Source organism: Pseudaeromonas pectinilytica (genome assembly GCF_054780855.1).
In genome coordinates this window covers 1-19,506 of the sequence record NZ_BAAGVN010000109.1, presented here as the reverse complement: position 1 = coordinate 19,506, position 19,506 = coordinate 1, and the positions used below count along the sequence as shown (strand labels likewise).

General features: G+C 54.4%; 15 protein-coding genes and 5 tRNA genes. 11 read left to right on the top strand and 9 right to left on the bottom strand.

Annotation, left to right across the window (positions count from 1 at the left end; genetic code table 11):
- Position 1: 1 nt before the first annotated feature.
- Genes ACYVG7_RS08015 through ACYVG7_RS08005 form a run of 3 tightly spaced genes read right to left on the bottom strand, consistent with a single transcriptional unit; the run spans position 2 to position 3,673 of the window.
- Positions 2-1,648 carry an N-acetylmuramoyl-L-alanine amidase gene (locus ACYVG7_RS08015; RefSeq protein WP_460882660.1) on the bottom strand — a complete coding sequence of 549 codons (1,647 nt, stop codon included), beginning with the start codon at positions 1,646-1,648 and terminating at the stop codon, positions 2-4.
- A gap of 5 nt (positions 1,649-1,653) precedes the next feature.
- On the bottom strand, positions 1,654-2,112 hold the full coding sequence (tsaE, locus tag ACYVG7_RS08010) for a tRNA (adenosine(37)-N6)-threonylcarbamoyltransferase complex ATPase subunit type 1 TsaE (RefSeq protein WP_460882659.1): 459 nt from the start codon (positions 2,110-2,112) through the stop codon (positions 1,654-1,656).
- Positions 2,102-3,673, bottom strand: coding sequence for an NAD(P)H-hydrate dehydratase (locus ACYVG7_RS08005; RefSeq protein WP_460882658.1), 1,572 nt, complete (start codon positions 3,671-3,673; stop codon positions 2,102-2,104). The genes tsaE and ACYVG7_RS08005 overlap by 11 nt, the downstream gene beginning before the upstream one ends.
- Here ACYVG7_RS08005 and queG point away from each other — a divergent pair.
- Both queG and ppgK read left to right on the top strand, forming a co-directional pair.
- Positions 3,672-4,817 (top strand): tRNA epoxyqueuosine(34) reductase QueG, encoded by a 1,146-nt coding sequence (queG, locus tag ACYVG7_RS08000; protein ID WP_460882657.1) that lies wholly within the window; start codon positions 3,672-3,674, stop codon positions 4,815-4,817. The genes ACYVG7_RS08005 and queG overlap by 2 nt on opposite strands.
- Positions 4,818-4,833: 16 nt before the next feature.
- On the top strand, positions 4,834-5,592 hold the full coding sequence (gene ppgK / locus ACYVG7_RS07995; protein ID WP_460882656.1) for a polyphosphate--glucose phosphotransferase: 759 nt from the start codon (positions 4,834-4,836) through the stop codon (positions 5,590-5,592).
- Between the two features lie 136 nt (positions 5,593-5,728).
- Here ppgK and ACYVG7_RS07990 read toward each other — a convergent pair.
- From ACYVG7_RS07990 to orn, 6 genes are all read right to left on the bottom strand, one after another.
- A tRNA-Gly gene (locus ACYVG7_RS07990) sits at positions 5,729-5,804 on the bottom strand.
- A 35-nt stretch (positions 5,805-5,839) separates the two neighbouring features.
- Positions 5,840-5,915: transfer RNA gene (locus ACYVG7_RS07985), tRNA-Gly, on the bottom strand.
- 35 nt (positions 5,916-5,950) lie between these two features.
- A tRNA-Gly gene (locus ACYVG7_RS07980) sits at positions 5,951-6,026 on the bottom strand.
- Between the two features lie 17 nt (positions 6,027-6,043).
- A tRNA-Gly gene (locus tag ACYVG7_RS07975) sits at positions 6,044-6,119 on the bottom strand.
- 28 nt (positions 6,120-6,147) lie between these two features.
- Positions 6,148-6,223: transfer RNA gene (locus ACYVG7_RS07970), tRNA-Gly, on the bottom strand.
- Between the two features lie 121 nt (positions 6,224-6,344).
- A complete protein-coding gene (orn, locus tag ACYVG7_RS07965; RefSeq protein ID WP_460882655.1) occupies positions 6,345-6,890 on the bottom strand; it encodes an oligoribonuclease in 546 nt (181 codons plus the stop codon).
- Positions 6,891-6,971: 81 nt separating this feature from the next.
- Between orn and rsgA the strand changes: the two genes are divergently transcribed.
- The 9 genes from rsgA to ACYVG7_RS07920 all read left to right on the top strand — a co-directional run bounded on the left by rsgA (position 6,972) and on the right by ACYVG7_RS07920 (position 19,345).
- Complete coding sequence (gene rsgA / locus ACYVG7_RS07960) at positions 6,972-8,006, top strand: small ribosomal subunit biogenesis GTPase RsgA (RefSeq protein WP_460882654.1); 1,035 nt, start codon at positions 6,972-6,974, stop codon at positions 8,004-8,006.
- 54 nt (positions 8,007-8,060) lie between these two features.
- Complete coding sequence (asd, locus tag ACYVG7_RS07955) at positions 8,061-8,921, top strand: archaetidylserine decarboxylase (RefSeq protein WP_460882653.1); 861 nt, start codon at positions 8,061-8,063, stop codon at positions 8,919-8,921.
- A gap of 402 nt (positions 8,922-9,323) precedes the next feature.
- A complete protein-coding gene (locus ACYVG7_RS07950; protein ID WP_460882652.1) occupies positions 9,324-11,156 on the top strand; it encodes a methyl-accepting chemotaxis protein in 1,833 nt (610 codons plus the stop codon).
- A gap of 339 nt (positions 11,157-11,495) precedes the next feature.
- Complete coding sequence (frdA, locus tag ACYVG7_RS07945; protein ID WP_460882651.1) at positions 11,496-13,277, top strand: fumarate reductase (quinol) flavoprotein subunit; 1,782 nt, start codon at positions 11,496-11,498, stop codon at positions 13,275-13,277.
- Positions 13,270-14,007 carry a succinate dehydrogenase/fumarate reductase iron-sulfur subunit gene (locus tag ACYVG7_RS07940; RefSeq protein WP_460882650.1) on the top strand — a complete coding sequence of 246 codons (738 nt, stop codon included), beginning with the start codon at positions 13,270-13,272 and terminating at the stop codon, positions 14,005-14,007. The genes frdA and ACYVG7_RS07940 overlap by 8 nt, the downstream gene beginning before the upstream one ends.
- 4 nt (positions 14,008-14,011) lie before the next feature.
- Complete coding sequence (locus tag ACYVG7_RS07935; protein ID WP_460882649.1) at positions 14,012-14,416, top strand: fumarate reductase subunit C; 405 nt, start codon at positions 14,012-14,014, stop codon at positions 14,414-14,416.
- Positions 14,417-14,427: 11 nt separating this feature from the next.
- Positions 14,428-14,778: a fumarate reductase subunit FrdD gene (gene frdD / locus ACYVG7_RS07930; protein ID WP_460882648.1), complete on the top strand. Its 351-nt coding sequence runs from the start codon at positions 14,428-14,430 to the stop codon at positions 14,776-14,778.
- 277 nt (positions 14,779-15,055) lie between these two features.
- Complete coding sequence (locus ACYVG7_RS07925) at positions 15,056-17,698, top strand: Ig-like domain-containing protein (protein WP_460882647.1); 2,643 nt, start codon at positions 15,056-15,058, stop codon at positions 17,696-17,698.
- Between the two features lie 684 nt (positions 17,699-18,382).
- Positions 18,383-19,345 (top strand): DUF932 domain-containing protein, encoded by a 963-nt coding sequence (locus ACYVG7_RS07920; protein ID WP_460882646.1) that lies wholly within the window; start codon positions 18,383-18,385, stop codon positions 19,343-19,345.
- The last annotated feature ends 161 nt before the right edge of the window (positions 19,346-19,506 follow it).

Genomic DNA, 19,506 nt, shown 5'->3' with positions numbered 1-19,506 from the left:
GTTAACTGGCAGGGATATAGAGCACCTGCCCAATCAGCAGGTTCTCGGATTTCAGACTGTTGTGATCCCGTAACCGGCGCTTGGAAACCCCGTAGCGCTGGGCCAGGCCAGAGAGGCTTTCGCCTGAGCTCACAACGTGACGGATCGCCTCACCACGGTTTTCAGAAACGCTCTTGGCAGCTGTTTGACGGCTGGCAACCCGCACACTGCCCTCCGGCGCATTCTCGGCATAATAACCACGAACACCACGGAAAATTGCGGTCGCAATTTGGCGTTGATACGCATGGGAGCTCAATTGTTTCTCTTCAAAATGGTTGGAGATAAACCCGGTTTCAATCAACAAAGAGGGGATATCCGGCGCTTTGAGCACCGCCAGGCTGGCATGTACTGGCTTGGACTTATGCAGGCGCGCCACCCGACCGATCTGGTTGAGCACCTCCTCCCCGATGTTATAGCCCTCACTGCGCGAGTTATCCCAGGAGAGATCCAGAATCGTCTGCGCCAGATAGGGATTGGGCTCGGCCTCGGCAATCACCTTTCCGGCCCCCCCCAACAACTGAGTATGCTTATCTTGCTGCTCTAGCAACTTGTTCATTTCCCGATCGACGCGCTTGTTGGAGAGGATCCAGACCGAGGCGCCTCGCGCAGTGGCGTTATCCACACTATCGGCATGGATGGAAATCAGCAGTTGGGCCTTCTGACGCCGAGCAATTTCCGAGCGCGCATCCAGATCCACAAAGTAGTCACCAGTCCGCGTCATGACGGCGCGCATCCCTGGTTGCCGATTGATCAGTTCCGCCAGCTCGCGAGCCACAGCCAAAGTCACGGTTTTTTCATGAGTACCGCGAGGACCTATGGCGCCAGGATCCTTGCCGCCATGTCCGGCATCGACGGCAATGACCACCACGCCGTTTGACGCTCGTTCAACAGCGGTAGACGCCGGAGTCGGCCGAACCACCGGAGCAGGCCTTTCCTGCTTTACTGAAGGGGTTGGTGATACGGTCCTCACTTGTGAGGAGATCGTTTCCTCCTTGATCGACACTTCTCCGGGTTTGATTCTGCCCGTGGAGGGATTTGGTGAAAACTCGCTCATCGGGATCACCCGGCCTGCGGTCGGCTTGCCCGATGTCCCCACAGCAGAGTTTGCACTACTTCTCGCCGGTTGCGCCGATGCGGAGGCGCTTCGAGTAGGCGTAGATACCACAGTTCGATCCTTGTTTGTCGACTGCGGTGAAGAGGACAAAGCGGAGGCCGTCGTCAAATCCCGGTGTAAAAAGTCCAGAACCAGACGGTGTCCATAGCGCTGCTGGGGCCGCAAGGTGAACATCTGCGGTTTCACACTGCCATTGAGTTCAAACACCAATTGCAATGTTGGATCGGTTGCCGGGTTTTGGCGGTGAATCGACTTGATCACAGGGCCAAGTTTGGCCCCCTGCCGTTCCAAATTCGCCAGTGAAGTCGTCACCGAGTCGATTTCTATGGTGAGACGATTCCCGGTCAGGGAATAACGGTAAGCCGGAGCCGACGACAAATCGAAGACCACCCGGGTCTTCTCTTCCGTCGGCGCGACGCGCAGGCTTTTGAGCTGATTAGCCCAAACCGGCAACGCCAGCAGACAACACAAACAACTGATCAGAAATTTTTTCACGGCGACTACAAAGATCTCAGTATGGCTTCACCCTTGGAAGTACAGCCGCGGACATGGATCTCGCGCTGTTCTCCCTCGTACTTCAGTGTGATATCCAGGTCAGGATGCGGTAACCACCCTTCCCCTTTCTCTGGCCATTCGACCAGACATAGGCAATCGGGGCCAAAATAATCACGAATGCCCATAAATTCCAGCTCTTCCGGATCGGCAAGCCGATACAGGTCGAAATGATACACCTGCCATGCCGGTAATTCATACGCTTCGACCAGAGTATAGGTTGGACTCTTGACCCGTCCAGAATGCCCTAATGCTTGCACGAAACCACGGGTCAGGGTGGTTTTCCCCGCCCCGAGATCCCCATGCAGGAAAAATGTCGCCGCATTTTGGCAGGCCTGCGCCAGCCGTTTACCAAAAGCCAGGGTAGCGGCTTCATCATGCAGTAACTCGATATGTTCAATGCTCATCCAAAGATTCCACAGGATTAACCAGTCGACGAATAAAGGGAAGCAGATCGGACGCCAACATGCCACGTTCACCATCACGCGCCGCAATATCGGCAGCCTCACCATGCACACAAACCCCCACCCAGGCGGCGGTAGCCGGTGAGAGTCCCTGCCCCCAAAGCGCCGCGATTATACCAGATAACAGATCTCCCATGCCGCCACTGGCCATGCCGGGGTTACCTTCTTGGCACAACCAGATGGTTTTACCATCAGATACCAGAGTTCCCGCGCCCTTGAGCAGCACCACACCGCCATATTGTTGTTGTAGGCGACGAACCGCCAGCAATCGATCCTGCTCAACCTCAGCCACGGTACAAGCTAACAAGCGGGCGGCCTCGCCTGGATGCGGCGTCAGGATCCAGTCCTCCCGATAGACAGGCACCTCGGCCAGCAGATTCAAACCATCAGCATCTAAGACTAGGGGCCCCGGTAGCGCCAGTTGCGCTGACCAGAGGCTTCGCGCCCACTCATCCTGGCCCAAACCCGGACCTAACACTCGCACCGAAGCCCAGGCCGCAGAGGCCGAGTAATCAGTATTGCTGCGACCGGAGGCTGCCCACATCAGCTCAGGTCGCCCAGCCAGTACTAGCAACTGATGTTCAGTTCGAGAAGCGACCCTCACCAGCCCAGCCCCCGTGCGCAAGGCCGCCTCCGCGGCTAAACGGATAGCCCCCGGCATGCCCAAGCCACCACCCAACACCAAAACTCGTCCGCAACTTCCTTTATGAGCAGTCCGCGAGCGAGGAGGCAGCGCATAACGAGCCAGTCCATAATCGGCACGCAATAGCGTCCCGAAGCGGGAAACAGTAACGTCATCATGCCCCAACGCTGCGGCCTCCATCGACTCAGTAACTATTGATTCAGTAACCAACGGACAAAGCGTTATCGGACCCGTCAGTTCCGGCCCCTGCCCCGTCAACAAACCAGACTTCCAACCCACAAAAGTTATCGTTCGGGAGGCTCGCACTGCCGTCCCTAATGGAGCCCCGCTCACACAGTGCAAACCACTCGGCAGATCCACGGCTAGCACAGGAGCCGGCTGTCGATTGATGTAATCAATCCACTCCAGAACTCGGCCTTGTAACGGCACTTGTGGACCGATCCCCAGCAGAGCATCGACCAGCAAATCAGGCCCATGGGTGGCATCAGACACCACGGGCAAGGATGTCTGCACCTGACCGCCATCGGCTAGCCATAACTGATAAGCCCGAGCGGCTTCGCTATCCGGTTTAGGCGCCCCTAGGGCATAGACCTCGACGATGAGCCCTCGCTGGCGCGCCAAGCGGGCCAGGACATAACCATCGCCGCCATTATTGCCTTGACCGCAGAAGATCCACAGCCGTTGCGCGTGAGGCCAATCGTGCTGCAGATGGGCATCCAAAGCCCTACCAGCTTGTTCCATGAGCCCATAGAGGCCTTCAGAATTGTGCAACGCCAGTTGCTGTTCCAGCATGCGGATCTGCTCCGGCAGCCAGAGGCGATATGCTAAAGTGAGCTGCAATTCATCGAGTATGGAAGTCATGACGTACCAACAACTGGAGAAACTGGCCCACGATATCAAGCTCTGGGGACACGAGCTAGGTTTCGACCAGATAGGCATCACCGGAACCGATCTGGGTGATGAGGAGCCGCGCCTGCAAGCCTGGTTGGATGCAGGCTACCACGGTGATATGGAGTATATGGCACGGCACGGCATGATGCGCGCTCGTCCAGCCGAATTGCATCCCGGTACCCGGGCGGTGATCTCGGTTCGCATGAATTATCTGCCCCCAGCCGCCAGCATAGCCCGAACCTTGGGTCAGCCCGAAAAGGGCTATATCAGCCGATATGCCCTCGGCCGCGACTACCACAAGGTCATGCGCCAACGCTTGAAACAACTGGCCCAGCGCATAGAGCACGGGATGCTCACTCTGGGTGCGGGTCCGTTGGCTGCTCGACCCTTTGTCGATTCGGCCCCGGTGCTGGAGCGGCCGTTGGCGGCCAAAGCCGGTTTAGGCTGGATTGGCAAACACTCGTTGTTACTCCATGAACAAGCTGGATCTTTTTTCTTCCTGGGTGAGCTGCTGGTTGATCTGCCGTTGCCCGTTGATTCACCCACCAGCGGCAGCTGTGGCAACTGCGTGGCCTGTATGACCATATGTCCGACCGCCGCGATCGTAGCCCCCTATACCGTCGATGCCCGGCGCTGCATCTCCTACCTCACCATTGAGTACGCAGGCGCCATTCCGCTGGAATTAAGACCGCTGATGGGGAATCGCATCTATGGCTGTGATGATTGCCAACTGATCTGCCCCTGGAATCGTTATGCCAGTGCCAGTCCAGAGGCGGATTTCAAAGCGCGCTCGGCCTTGCATACCCCGGATCTGCTCACCCTCTGGCAATGGCATGAATCCGAATTTTTGCAACACACCGAAGGCAGCCCCATTCGCCGCATTGGCTTTGAAAAATGGCAACGAAATCTTGCCGTTGCCTTAGGCAACGCGCCATACTCGTCGGCGATTGTCTCGGCACTCAGCCATCAGTTTGATGGCGCATCTGCGCTGGTGCAGGAACATATCACCTGGGCCTTACAGGAACAGGAGCGGAAGCGGAGCTTGAATCCGCGCACGCTCAAAACAGAACGCTTGATCCGCTGTATCGACAAGGGCATGCCCGATCACGCTTGAAGGAGAGCAACAGCATATGATGATTCTAGGAGTGGACATTGGTGGCTCAGGCATCAAGGGGGCAATCGTTGATACCGACAGTGGCCTGGTCATCGGCGAACGGCACCGGATTGCCACCCCACAGCCAGCAACCCCTGCCGCCATGGCACAAACACTCAAGCAACTGGTCACCCATTTTGACTGGCAGGGACCGATTGGTTGCGGCTTCCCGGCCACCATTCATCACGGTGTCGCATTCAGTGCCGCCAATATTGACGCCAGTTGGGTCAACACCAGCGTCGAGGAGCTATTCAGTCAAACCACGGGCCGTCCCTGCTTTGTTCTCAATGATGCTGACGCCGCAGGGCTTGCCGAAATGCGCTTTGGCCAGGGCCGGAATCGCGATGGCGTGGTCATGCTGATCACCATTGGCACCGGTCTGGGCAGTGCCATTTTTGTCAATGGCCAGCTGCATCCGAATACCGAACTGGGTCATCTGAAGATGAAGGGGCGCATCGCCGAACACTATTGCTCCGATGCCGTCCGGCAACGCGAGGATCTGAGCTGGGGCAAATGGGGACGCCGCTTCAACCGGTATCTGCAACGCCTGGAGTTCCTGTTCAATCCGGATCTCTTCATTCTGGGTGGCGGCACGGCACAACGCTTCGATCGATTCGAAGAGGAACTTCATCTCCGCGCCCCCGTGGTTCCAGCACAGAGCCTGAATCAGGCAGGCATCATAGGTGCAGCCCTATATGCCGAAGAGCAGGTCGACAAACACAGTAATTTGAGCTGAATAGGAAATTGCAGTGACTAACCGGGCCCACGAGTCCGGTTTTTTTATATCGACTGGATTTAGCCAGGAGAAAGCTCAGAAACGACAATAGCCGACAGAAGTCAGCAAATACTAAACACTTGAGATAATAAGAGATTGGAGCGGGAAACGAGACTCGAACTCGCGACCCCGACCTTGGCAAGGTCGTGCTCTACCAACTGAGCTATTCCCGCTTGGAAGATGGTACTTTACGTTTCACTGTCGTGATTGGAGCGGGAAACGAGACTCGAACTCGCGACCCCGACCTTGGCAAGGTCGTGCTCTACCAACTGAGCTATTCCCGCAACGTAAATTCTTGTGAAATCAGCAAGTCCGGAGTTGGAGCGGGAAACGAGACTCGAACTCGCGACCCCGACCTTGGCAAGGTCGTGCTCTACCAACTGAGCTATTCCCGCAAACCGGAACTTGTGATTGGAGCGGGAAACGAGACTCGAACTCGCGACCCCGACCTTGGCAAGGTCGTGCTCTACCAACTGAGCTATTCCCGCATCACAAGGGTGTGTTAGAGAGAGTCTTTGGAGCGGGAAACGAGACTCGAACTCGCGACCCCGACCTTGGCAAGGTCGTGCTCTACCAACTGAGCTATTCCCGCAATATGCTCTCTAGCACGGGAGCCGAATTATAAGGAGCGACCGCTTGATTGCAAGGGCTTTTTTCTCGTTCGCTCAAGAACAGAGCAACCGCGAGTGCGGCTGCGCTTTTTTTCTGCAAAATCACACTTTAAACACGGTTTCCCGGTAAAACTGCAATTCGGCGATCGACTCGCGAATATCATCCATCGCTAGATGAGTGCCCTGCTTCTTGAAACCATCCAGCAACGCGGGCTGCCAACGACGGACTAACTCCTTGATGGTGCTGACATCGACATTGCGATAGTGGAAAAATTGTTCCAGTGCAGGCAGGTGACGCACCATGAAACGACGATCCTGACCAATGCTATTTCCACACATGGGGCTACTGCGTTCCGGTACCCAGTCACGAAGGAAATCCAAACACTCCTGGGCTGCGGCAGCTTCGTCATACTGACTGGCTCGTACCCGAGCGACTAACCCAGACTCGGTGTGTGTCCGGGTGCACCAGTCATCCATGGCAGCCAAAACCGCATCAGATTGATGCACGGCAATCACGGGGCCTTCGGCCAAGACTCGCAACTCCTTGTCCGTCACTATCATGGCGATTTCCAGAACCTTATCCGTCTCCGGATCCAGCCCGGTCATCTCCATATCAACCCAAATTAAATTTTGCGCATCTTGCGTCATCTTTTCACCTTTGTGGGACAAGTTAGCTCGCTCCCATGTATCATAAACCCTTGATTGCAAAATTACGAAAGCAGCAAACGCGTGACAAAAAAGAGCAAGTTAACCCAAGGTCAGCAGCGCAGAGTCAATGCCAACCAGACCCGTCGCCTGAAAAAAGAGGCGCCGGAGGTTGATGAAAGCCTGCTGGGCGCACCTCAGGAAGGTCTGGTCATCAGCCGTTTTGGCCAACACGCCGATGTGGAAGATCAAACCGGTGTGGTGCATCGCTGCAATCTGCGCCGTACCGTGGGTAGCCTGGTCACCGGTGATCGGGTGGTGTTTCGTCTGGGCGATGAGCATCTGCACGGCATCCGCAGTGTGGTGGAAGCCGTGCATCCTCGGCGCACTGAGTTTTCACGCCCGGATTTTTACGATGGCCTTAAACCTGTAGCCGCCAATATCGATCAGATAGTGATTGTCTCGTCGGTCATGCCTGAATTTTCAACCAATCTGGTCGACCGCTACCTAGTGGCCGCCGAGACCATGGAAATCCAGCCTCTGCTGGTGCTGAACAAGATCGATATGCTGACGGCTGAAGCACGCCTGCTACTGGAACCGCAATTGGCGCAATATCGCCACATTGGCTATGAGGTATTGCTAGTCAGCTGCGAAAGCAATGAGGGAATCGAGGAACTCCAGGCTCGACTCAAAGACAAGATCAATGTCTTCGTGGGTCAATCCGGGGTTGGTAAGTCGACCTTGGTCAACAGTCTGATGCCGGAAGCTGCCGCCTTAACCGGAGAGATTTCCGATAGTTCAGGCCTGGGGCAACATACCACCACCACAGCCCGCCTCTACCACTTCCCCAGTGGCGGTATACTGATCGATTCACCGGGGATCCGCGAGTTCGCACTCTGGCATCTGGAAGCGGAACGCATCACCTGGTGTTTCATCGAGTTTCGTCGCTACCTGGGTGGTTGTAAGTTCCGGGATTGCACTCATGGTGATGATCCTGGGTGCCTGATCCGCCAAGCCGTCGAGGCAGGTGACATCAGTCAGGAACGCTACCAGAATTATCACCGGATCCTAGCTTCTATGGATGAGGCTCGGCCGACGCGTCACATTAAAAAAGGCTAACCACGCTTAGCGCCCAGCCAGGGCGTTAAGCCTCTTACCGATGAGAAGAAGACCATGACTCTGATTGATGCCCTGAAAATCGCCGGTCAGTATTGCCTGCCCAAACATGCACTTTCGCGCTTGGTTGGCAAATTGGCTGCCGCCGAAGCCGGAAGTCTGACGACCCGATTGATCCGCTTGTTTATCGCTCGCTTCGGCATCGACATGAGCGAAGCCGTGCACGAAGATCCGGCTCACTACAAGACCTTCAATGCCTTCTTCACCCGCGCCCTCAAGGCCGGGCTGCGCCCTGTGGTGGACGATCCCCTGTTGCTGGCCCTCCCCGTTGATGGCTGTGTGAGCCAACTCGGTGATATCAGCCAGGGTCGTATCGTGCAGGCCAAGGGTCATGATTTTAGCGCCCGCGAGTTACTCGGCGGCGATGCCAAACTGGCTGCGCCATTCCAGGGCGGCAAGTTTGCCACCATCTACCTCTCTCCCAAGGACTACCACCGCATCCATATGCCGCTCGACGGTGTGCTAGAAAGCATGGTCTACATTCCTGGCGATCTGTTTTCTGTCAATCCATTGACCGCAGAACATGTGCCGAATCTGTTTGCCCGTAATGAACGGGTCGCCTGTATTTTCCGGACTGAGCTGGGCCCTATGGCTCTGGTACTAGTCGGTGCCACCATAGTGGCCAGCATCGAAACTATTTGGGCCGGCACTATCACCTCCCCCGCAGGGAAAAAGGTAACCCGTTGGGATTATTCGGGCGAACAAGCCATCACCCTGAAAAAGGGTGAGGAAATGGGATTGTTCAAATTAGGCAGCACTGTAGTTTGCCTTTTCCCGCCAGAAACCATCAGCTTTGCCGACAACCTGCAACCGGGCGCGACAACCCGCATGGGGCAAATCTTCGGCCGCATTCGCTAGCCCAAACCAAAGATCACCAGGGGCTTGTGATGGGCCCCTTTTTCTTCTACTCCCAGACCTGCTCCTTGTCATCACCTGTTGTCATCTGCTGATGTCCGAGTGACCTCTCGTTCCAGAAACCGCATGCTTCCCCCCCAGCACCGACTATTCCTTTCTGCACTATAGTTTTCATAACGGCCGTCTTGGCTACAGCAATAACTCCAAGCCAATACAAATGTACCGGCTAAAGCATGGTCTCAACCGCTCGACTGACTAGCGGATCAATCATCCAACCACATGACTTGACACGGAAAACTGGTTCATGGACGAGCCGCCACCAGGCTCCTGACGATAAAAACTCGATAAGGTGCATACAATGAAGCTGAATATTCGACAAAAGCTGTTACTGGCACTGGTGCGTTATTGATTGTTACGGCGGGGCTGCAACAACTGTATAACCGACAAGCATTGATTTCCGCGGCTAACGAGGGGGTGGAGCGCTTCGAAACCAGTGTGGCCGAGGTACAAATCAATGGCTTAAAAAACTGGCTGGACACCAGCGCCGCCATCGTCAGTAGTGCCCAGAAAGGATTTTCTGCCGCCAAAGACCCAGAAACGGCGCTTGCCCAGGCCGCTCAGGGCGGTAAATTTGACATGATCTATGTCGGTACTGACCAAGGAGAGATGATCGCCTCGACCCAGGGCTGGAAAGCGCCGGATGGATATGATCCGCGACAACGCCCTTGGTATCAGGATGCGACCGCCGCCAATCGCATGGTAGTGACCGCCCCCTATGCCGATGCCAGCTCAGGCGAACTTATCATCAGCTTCGCCGAGCCATTTCACGATGGCAGCAGCAAAGGAGTGATTGCCGGTGACATCAGCATCAAGAGCCTGGTTGAAAATATAAACAGCATTGCCCGTGAGGGCGTATATGGGTTGCTGGTCGATGGACAGGGGAACCTGATCGCCCATAAGGACCCGGCTTTGACGCTAAAACCAGCCACTGAACTAGCCTCACAACTGGATCAAACAAGCATTCAACAACTGGCCAATCAGGGCAAACCGGTGAAGATGAATATCTCCGGTCAGGACAGTATTCTATTTTTCGCTCCTGTTCCCGGCTATGACTGGTACTTCGGACTGGTGTATGACGAGAGCACCGCCTTTGCCGATAGCAATAGACTCTTGCAACAATCCCTGTTCGCCACCTTGTTACAGTTGCTGATCGTCGCCGGTGGCGCCGCCTATAGCATTTCACGTTCTCTCCAGCCCTTGTCTGCCATGGGGGATGCCGTCGCCGAACTGTCCCGAGGTAACGGCGACCTGACGCGTCGGCTCAAGATCCTGCAGGATGACGAAGTAGGCGTGGTTGCCCGACAAATCAACCTGTTCATCGACATGCTGCAAACTATGATCAGTGATCTGGCCAACTCGGCTCGCGAACTGGATGAGCAGGCCAAACAGTCTCACAGCATGGCTGGTCATAACGACCAGAGCCTCGCCCGCCAGCAATCGGAGATCTCGCAGATTGCGACCGCAGTCCACGAGATGTCGGCTACCGCCAATGAGGTCGCCAGCAATGCCGAACAAGCAGCGGCTGCCGCACATGCCTCAGCCAGTAACTGTGAACATGGCAAACAGGTGATAGCGCGCAACCAAAACTCCATTACCAACCTGGCCCAGCAGGTCGAGTGCGCCTCGAATATCATTCAGGAACTCGAAAAAAATGCGCAGCAAATCAATACCATCCTTTCAACCATTCAGGGTATCGCAGAGCAAACCAATTTGCTGGCATTGAATGCCGCCATTGAGGCCGCGCGGGCGGGAGAGCAAGGACGCGGCTTTGCAGTCGTGGCGGATGAGGTTCGAGTCTTGTCGAAACGAACGCACTCTTCAACAGAGGAGATCCGGGCCATGATCGAAACTCTGCAGCGCAACACACAACAAGCAGTTGGAACCATGAGCCAGAGCCAGCAGTTGGCACAAAACAGCGTCGATGATGCGAAGAATGCAACACTCGCTTTGGAGCAAATTACCCAATCTATCGGCGAAATCTCGGACATGGCAACCCAGATTTCCAGTGCCGCCGAGGAACAACGAGCAGTCACCGATGAAGTAGGTCGTAACATTCAAGCCACCAAGGATGTGACCGACGAACTCAGTTACGCCGCGACCAATGCGAATCAACTAGCAACCCAGCTCAAAGATATTGCGCGCCGCATCAACGAACAGGTGAACAACTTCCACGTTTGATCGCTCGTCCCCGGCCTCAGAACCGCTGAGGCCGGGGAATTTTCTAGCGCAATAGGGCAGACTGTTTACTAATTTGATATAAAACAAAGCGTTACATTTTAATCATCGCCACAATCCCCACGCGATAACATAGGCTCCTTTTGTATCAGGTAAAAGGAGAGTTGTTTCTCATTTTTGTCGTGGGATTTTGCCTACAATTTCGTAACAATTTCCGTCGTTCGATTCCTGATCCGGCTGTTTATAGGCGTCGAGCTTCATCTCAACATCCAAGCTTGGAATGCTATTCACCATGGGCTCTGTGCCGGAGTCTGTTGTGCATCTTTTCTCAAGGAGGCAGAAGTGGACATAGTAAAGACCGATGTTGCCATCGTTGGCGCCGGTGGTGGTGGCCTTCGTGCTGCCATCGCCATTGCCGAAGCCAATCCATCTCTCGAGATCGCTCTGATCTCCAAAGTCTACCCCATGCGCAGCCATACAGTGGCGGCCGAAGGTGGAGCGGCAGGCGTGGTCCGGGAAGATGACAGTTTAGAAAATCACTTCAACGATACGGTCTCCGGGGGCGACTGGCTCTGCGAACAGGATGTTGTGCAGAACTTTGTCGAAAACTGTACCAAAGAGCTGATCCAACTCGAGCATTGGGGTTGCCCGTGGAGCCGTAAACCGGATGGCAAGGTCAACGTGCGCCCTTTTGGTGGCATGAAAATCCCCCGCACCTGGTTTGCTGCCGACAAATCCGGTTTCCACATGTTGCATACCCTGTTTCAGACCTCGATCAAATACCCATCAATCAAACGTTTCGATGAACATTTTTGTCTCGACCTGCTAGTCGAGGATGGGCGCGTCCAGGGTGTGGTCTGCTTCGATATTCAAAACGGCGTCACTCGGATGATTCAGGCCAAGTCGGTCATCATTGCGACCGGTGGTGGCAGCCGCACTTATCGTTTCAATACCAATGGTGGCATTGTCACCGGTGACGGTATGGCCTTGGCCTATCGCCATGGCGTGCCACTGCGGGATATGGAATTTGTACAATATCATCCCACCGGTTTGCCCGGTTGCGGTATCCTGATGACCGAAGGCTGCCGGGGAGAAGGTGGCATCATGATCAACAAGGATGGCTACCGTTATTTGCAAGATTATGGCCTCGGGCCGGAAATTCCCGTCGGACAGACCAAGAACAAATACATGGAGTTGGGTCCACGGGATCGGTTGTCCCAAGCCTTCTGGGGCGAGCAGCAAAAGGGCCGTACGGTGCAAACTAGACTGGGCGATGTGGTCTATCTGGATCTGCGTCACTTGGGTGCCAAATATCTGGAAGAGCGTTTGCCTTTTATCTGCGAATTGTCCAAGGCTTACGTTGGTGTGGATCCAGCCAAGGATCCGATCCCGGTGCGTCCGACGGTGCACTACACCATGGGCGGGATCGAAACCGATGGCCGCTGCGCCACTCGGATGCCCGGTCTCTATGCCGTCGGCGAATGCGCATCAGTCGGTATTCATGGCGCGAATCGCTTAGGATCTAACTCACTGGTTGAAATCGTGGTTTTCGGCAAAATCGCCGGTGAAGACGCCGCTAGATTTGCCAGCTCTCACCCCCACGGCAATACCGAAACACTCTATAAGCAAGCGGTTGCTTCTGTGGCCAAAGCCATGTCGCTGATGGAGGGCGATGGCACGGAAAACCCGGCCAACATCCGTAACGAGATGGGCGATGCCATGGAAAAAGGGGTAGGTATCTATCGCACCGAAGCCTTGATGCAAGAAACCATCGACAAACTGGCCGAACTCAAACAGCGCTACAAGAATATCCAGATCAAAGATAAATCCTCCGTCTTCAATACCGACTGGCTGTATGCCATTGAACTCGGTTTCTTACTCGACGTCGCCGAGTCGATGGCCCACTCCGCCATCGCCCGGAAAGAATCCCGTGGTTCGCACCAGCGCCTTGATGGCTATGAAGAGCGGGATGACGTCAATTTCCTAAAACACACTCTCGCCTTCCATAACGCAGCAGGAACACCGACCATCGATTACAGTCCGGTGAAAATTACCAAATCACAGCCGGCCAAACGGGTTTATGGCGCCGAAGCCGACAAACAGGAGGCCGCAAAACATGACTGAGATGATGGATATTGAGGTATTGCGCTATCGTCCGGAAGAGGATGCCGAACCTTGGTGGCAAAGTTTCAAGGTTCCCTTCAGCCATGAAATGTCGCTGCTGGAAGCCCTGAACCATATCAAGGACGAGCTGGATCAGACGCTGAGCTTTCGCTGGTCCTGCCGCATGGCCATTTGTGGCTCCTGCGGCATGATGGTGAATGGCATCCCCAAGCTGGGTTGCAAAACCTTTTTACGCGACTATCCGGCCGGCAAGATGAAGATCGAACCCTTGGCCAACTTCCCCATTGAACGGGATCTGGTCGTGGACATGAGCGATTTCATCGACAAACTGGAAGCGATCAAGCCCTATATTATCCCCAAGGTTACGCGGGAGCTCAGCGAGGGAGAATATATCCAGACCCCGGCTGAACTGGCCAAGTATCGTCAGTTCTCAATGTGCATCAACTGCGGGCTTTGTTATTCCGCGTGCCCGCAATACAAGATCAACAAGAGTTTCACGGGGCCGGCGGCATTAGCGCTTCTGCACCGCTATAACGCCGACAGTCGCGACGGCGGCAAAGCTGAACGCATGAAGATCGTCAATCAAGACTCCGGCGTGTGGAGCTGTACCTTCGTCGGTTACTGTTCACAGGTTTGCCCAAAAGGCGTCGATCCGGCTGCCGCCATCCAATTGGGTAAGGTGGAAAGCAGTAAGGATTACCTGATTGCCATGTTCAAACCAGGGGAATAAATCGATGACTAGCACGCAAAGTAAACGTAAGCCCTATGTCCGCCCCGTTGAAAAAGGGTGGTGGTTGAAGAACAACTTTTATATTCACTACATGCTGCGTGAAGGCACGAGTGTATTTGTCTCCATCTATGCAGTGATACTGCTGGTGGGATTATTACGCCTGAGCCAGGGCGCTAGCGCGTTTCAAGGTTGGCTGAATGCCTTGAGTCATCCGCTATCCGTGCTGTTCCATCTGGTGGTTCTGGCCGCTTGTTTATTCCATGCCAAAACCTGGTTTGAATTGGCGCCGAAAGCCATGCGCATCATGCATGGGGAAGAGCCGATCCCGGATAAACCCATAGTGCTGGCTCAATACATAGCGCTGGCGGCCGTGTCGCTGCTGGTGCTTATCGTAGCGCTGGTCGCTTGAAGGAGATGATGATGCGACGTTCCGATGAACCTATTTACTGGGGGCTGTTTGGCGCAGGTGGTGTTGTCACCGCCATGCTGTTACCTATCGTCGTGTTGATGACCGGCATTCTGGTCCCGATCGGGATCTTGCCTGCCGATACACTCAGCTATGACAAGCTCCATGGGTTGGCAACCTCCTGGTGGGGAGCGCCCATACTGCTGGCAATCATAGCACTGCCGATTTTTCACGGTATGCACCGTATCTATCATGGTCTGCACGATCTGGGGATCCACACCACACGCCTGCACCACTACCTGTGTTACGGCTTTGCATTTTTGGTCTCGGCCGCCGCGCTGACCTTGTTAGTACAGATGGCTTGAGCCCAGATCACAAATTATCGTCAGACAAAGGCACCCGAGGGTGCCTTTGTGTTATTTGCCCTATAGAATTCACTTGAAACCAAACATGGTTTATCAATTTATGCTAAAAATGATGCCAAAGCTTTGCATTACTTAACCTCGTTTATCCTGAACTCACACCAGAGATTGAATTTGGTGCGGTAGCTCTCAGTTTGCTCTCTGGGGAGCCCTTAACTGGGAACCCTCGAGCGATTAGGATAAAGACATCCGTTTTTAAGGTTTACCAAGGAAGGGAAAGATGACCCAATCCAAACGACTTTTCGCCATCCTATTTGGCTCACTGGTGTTAGCCGCGTGTGGCGGTGGTGGCGCCAAAGATTTATCCGGTGTCGGTACAGATCCCGACCCGGATCCGACGGAATCGGCCAGCGTTACTGTTACGACCCAGGCTTGTACCGATGCGACCAATGGCAGCGGCTGTACCGCAACAACCGCCCTGTCCGCCGCTGTGGATAATCGGGTCGAAGTGTTAGTTGTCGATGCCAATAGTAAGGCCGTAAGTGGCGCCTTGGTCTCAGCCACCACGACGGTTGGAACACTCTCGCCATCCACCGCGCTGACCAATAGCAGCGGCATTGCTGCTTTCGTATTGAGTGCGCCAGCGGCAAACAACAATAGCGCAGGGACCGTGACTGTTAGCTATACCGACAATTCAGACCAGAGTGTATCCGGAAAACAAAACTTTACGTTTGTTCCGGGAGAGAGCAGTTCTGATGACTTCCAGTTGAAGCTTTCTTTGCTCGCCTGCGAGAACGTATCCGATCTCTCCACCTGCAATGAGCAGTCGCGCTTACCCAGCAGCCAGACCAGCTTGGTACAAGCTACCTTACTGGATCCGTCAGGCAACCCTGTTGTTGATGCGATTGTCAAAGCAACTGCATCGGTCGGAACACTGGCAACTACTTCTGGGCTTACCAATAGCGAAGGTAAGGCAACATTCAAGCTCAACAGTTCGAGTGATTCATCCGAAGAAGCAGGGACTGTGACCGTCACCTCCACCGTCGCAACTGGTAGTCTGGCAACCAGCAAGAACTATATGTTTGGTGCCAGTGATTTGGCGATTTCTCTGGTGTCGGATAGCGCCACCCTCAACGCCGGTAGCGTGGCGGTACTGACCGCTTCAGTAACGCAAAATGGCACCCCCTATAACTACCCGATTGCCATTACGTTCAGCTCCTCCTGCGCCAGTAGCAATAAGGCCACGCTGGATACTCAGGTTACGGCCTACCAAGGCACGGCACTAGCCACCTATAAAGGCTCGACCGATACCTATGCTTGTGCGGGCAACGACACCATCATAGCTAGTGCAGCCGGCATCGATACCACCGCTTCCGTTACCATCACCAACCTGACCGCAGCAACTCGCTCCATTACTGCTGCAATACCGTCTCCGGAGTTCATCTATCTGCGTGGTTCCGGGAAAGATGAAAAAGCGACCATTACTTTTACCTTGCTGGATGCCCAAGCTAAACCAGTCAGCGGCAAAAGACTGAATTTTAGTTTTGCCGGAACGATCAGCAATAACGCCAATTATCAGGACTACACCCTGAGTCCGACCAGCGCCACTACCAATACCGATGGCAAGGCCACCGTGACGGTCAATTCCGGTAACCTCCCCGTCCCGATCAGCGTGATTGCGACTCTGGATGAAAACAAAGAAATCCGTGCTGGCTCCAGTCAGATTGGGGTTGGGATTGGCTACGCTGATGATGACAGTTTCTCCTTCGCTGCTACAGCTTACAACATTAACGGCGCTGGATATGACGGCGAAACTTCAACGATCACCATTCGTTTAGCGGATCGTTTCAACAATCCGGTCGCAGATGGCACCAAAGTTTACTTCACTACCGAAGGCGGTAGTATCGCGGGCGATTTAAGCAGTGGTAGTGGTGATACCACAGGCGTCTGCTCGACTGCAGCAGGTCTCTGTACCGCCACCTTGACCTCCCAAGACCCTCGCCCTGCAGATGGACGTCTGACAGTAAGCGCTTATGTCGCCGGTGAAGAGAGCTTTAAGGACCTGAACGGTAACGGGATATTCGATAAGAGCGAATTGACCGGTGTCACCGATGATCAGTTGGCCGCCGATGTACCAGACTATGTCCGTAACTATGTCGATGTCGGTGAACCCTTCATGGACCATAACGTCGATGATTCTACTGACGCCCTTCCGGCTGCAGATGCCGATGTGGATCACTTCCGCTTAGGCGTGGATACCTTCCAGGATCTGAATGGCAATAGCCGCCGCGATACCGGCGATGGTGTCTATACGGGTCTGGTCTGCGATACCGACACCATCACCCGTAGTTTTTGTCTACGCAATCTGACAACCTTGTTCCGGAATGTGGAATTTGTGTTTACCGGTGTCAATTCCAGCGCCGCGGGTGATGGTGCTATGCCAATCCAGGTCTATGATAGCGCAACAGGAACCTGGCGTTCAGATATTGACGTTGATTTGACCACAGGCGCCAAACTGGTTCGGATCCTGCCGATGCATATCCCCCACGATGCCAGTGGCGACGAAACACTACGGCGCGCCAATCCAGTGCCTGAGAGTCTGGGTTCGAGTGCCAATTTTGGTGATCTCATTCCTCAATATGATCTCCACGGTGTTAACCCAATCCCGGCGGGCAGTACCTTCGCTGTCACCAATGACAATGGTGGTTCCGTCAAGAGCATTGGTTTCTCAGGTGGTAACTGCAGTACTAGCTATAAAGGCGCCTATCCATCCACTACTCGCCCCATCTTCTATTGCTTGCAGATCGATCCCGAAACTGAAGGCAATAAGAAAACCAGTGGCACTCTGAGCATCACGGTGGAAACATCTGGCGACCATAAAGATGCGATGACCGCGTCGGTAACCGTGGTTGATAACGGTTAGTTGATGGGCCTCGTCATCAACGATGCAGATTAAGAGTCTGCAAAACACACAAAACAGGAACCTTCGCAGGTTCCTGTTTTTTTATGACATATCCAGCGTTTTGTTGAGTGCATCGATGCTTGACGAACGCACAAGCGACATCATTAAGAGCTTGTTTTGTTATTAGCCCGAGTTGATTTCAATATCATCCGACATACCGTCCCCCCAGTTGATCATTCCCCTCACACAACGCCGGAAAAACCTACCCGCGCAGCGGTATGAAATTGTAAGATGCCTATAGACCAGCGCGAGACCTCACCCTAGGTGTTGCATATAAATTCGCCGCTTATCAATAACCTAGACAAACAATCAATCGGTAACCCTCTGATGGAAAAACGTAATCTGGAACAGCATACTCCCATGATGCATAGGTGACTTAATATTGATTTTTATACAAATTAATCAATTAAAACCACACAAACCACGCTTTAACCTACGCTTATTTGCCCCATAGTAACGACGCGCTCTTTTTGAGGCACTGCATATTCATCTGTTCAGTCTCCTTCGCATAGTACTCATCAAGTCATGACTGACTAAACGTTACAGACTCAACAACGCTAAAAATTTTCAAACCTATATCACCCCTGTGGATCGCCGGAGGAACTGTTCTTCCGGCGCGTGATTTTCATGTTCACAGGAGGCTCTATGGCTCATCTCGTCGAATCGATGGCATATGTTGGTGATACGCCCTGGCATGGTCTGGGCAATCGCTTGAGTGCCCATCAACCGTTACAGACCTGGCTGGTTGAAGCCGGGATGGATTGGCATATCGCGCAGAGTGATGTGCTGTTTAATGTGGCACCGGATGGCCTGCATATCCGACCCCATGCGGATGCCAAGGTACTGTACCGCTCCGATACGCTGGCACCGCTGTCGGTGGTGTCGAACCGTTACAAGGTAGTTCAGCCGGATGAGGTGCTGGGGTTCTACAAGGATTTGGTCAAGGCAGGAGGGTTTGAGCTGGAGACAGCGGGCGTGTTGAAGGGTGGCCGCAAGTTGTGGGCTTTGGCGCGTACCGGTCAAGAGTCGGCATTGCGCGGTGGGGACAAAGTGAAGGCTTATCTGCTGCTGGCCACCAGTTGCGATGGCTCGTTGTGTACCACGGCGCAGTTCACTTCCGTAAGAGTGGTGTGCAACAACACCCTGCAGATGGCAACCGGTGACAGCAAGGGCGCCGTCAAGGTACCCCACTCCACGCAGTTCGATGCGGCAGCGGTGAAGAATGCGCTGGGTCTGGGGCTGTCCAGTTGGGACAGCTTTATGCGCTCGTTGAAGGAGTTGAGTCAGCGACCGGTGTCGCGAACCGAAGCCGATGCCTATTTCCGCACCGTGCTGGGTGAGCCGCTGGCCGATGAGAGTAATCCGTCAGCGCTGGAGCCCTCCCGCACTCTGCAACAGGTTCTGAATCTGTATCAGGGCACAGGACTGGGTTCGACGCTTTCGTCCAGTCGCAATACCGCTTGGGGGCTGGTCAATGCCATGACCGAGTATGTCGACCACCGGCGTCGGGCGCGTAATCAGGATTACCGGTTGGATTCCGCCTGGTTCGGGCAAGGCGCCCAGCTGAAGCAGCAGGCGATGACACAGGCGCTGGCGTTACTGCAGTAATCCTTTTCAGGGTTTGGTTTTCTACCCGCGCTTATACCCACATTTCTACCCGCATCTTGAATCTCCCCTTCCCTCTTATCGCCCCGGCAGGCTTCGGCTTGTCGGGGCGTTTTGTTTTGGAGTCCGTTATGAAACAACAACGCTATGGTCGGGCTATCCGT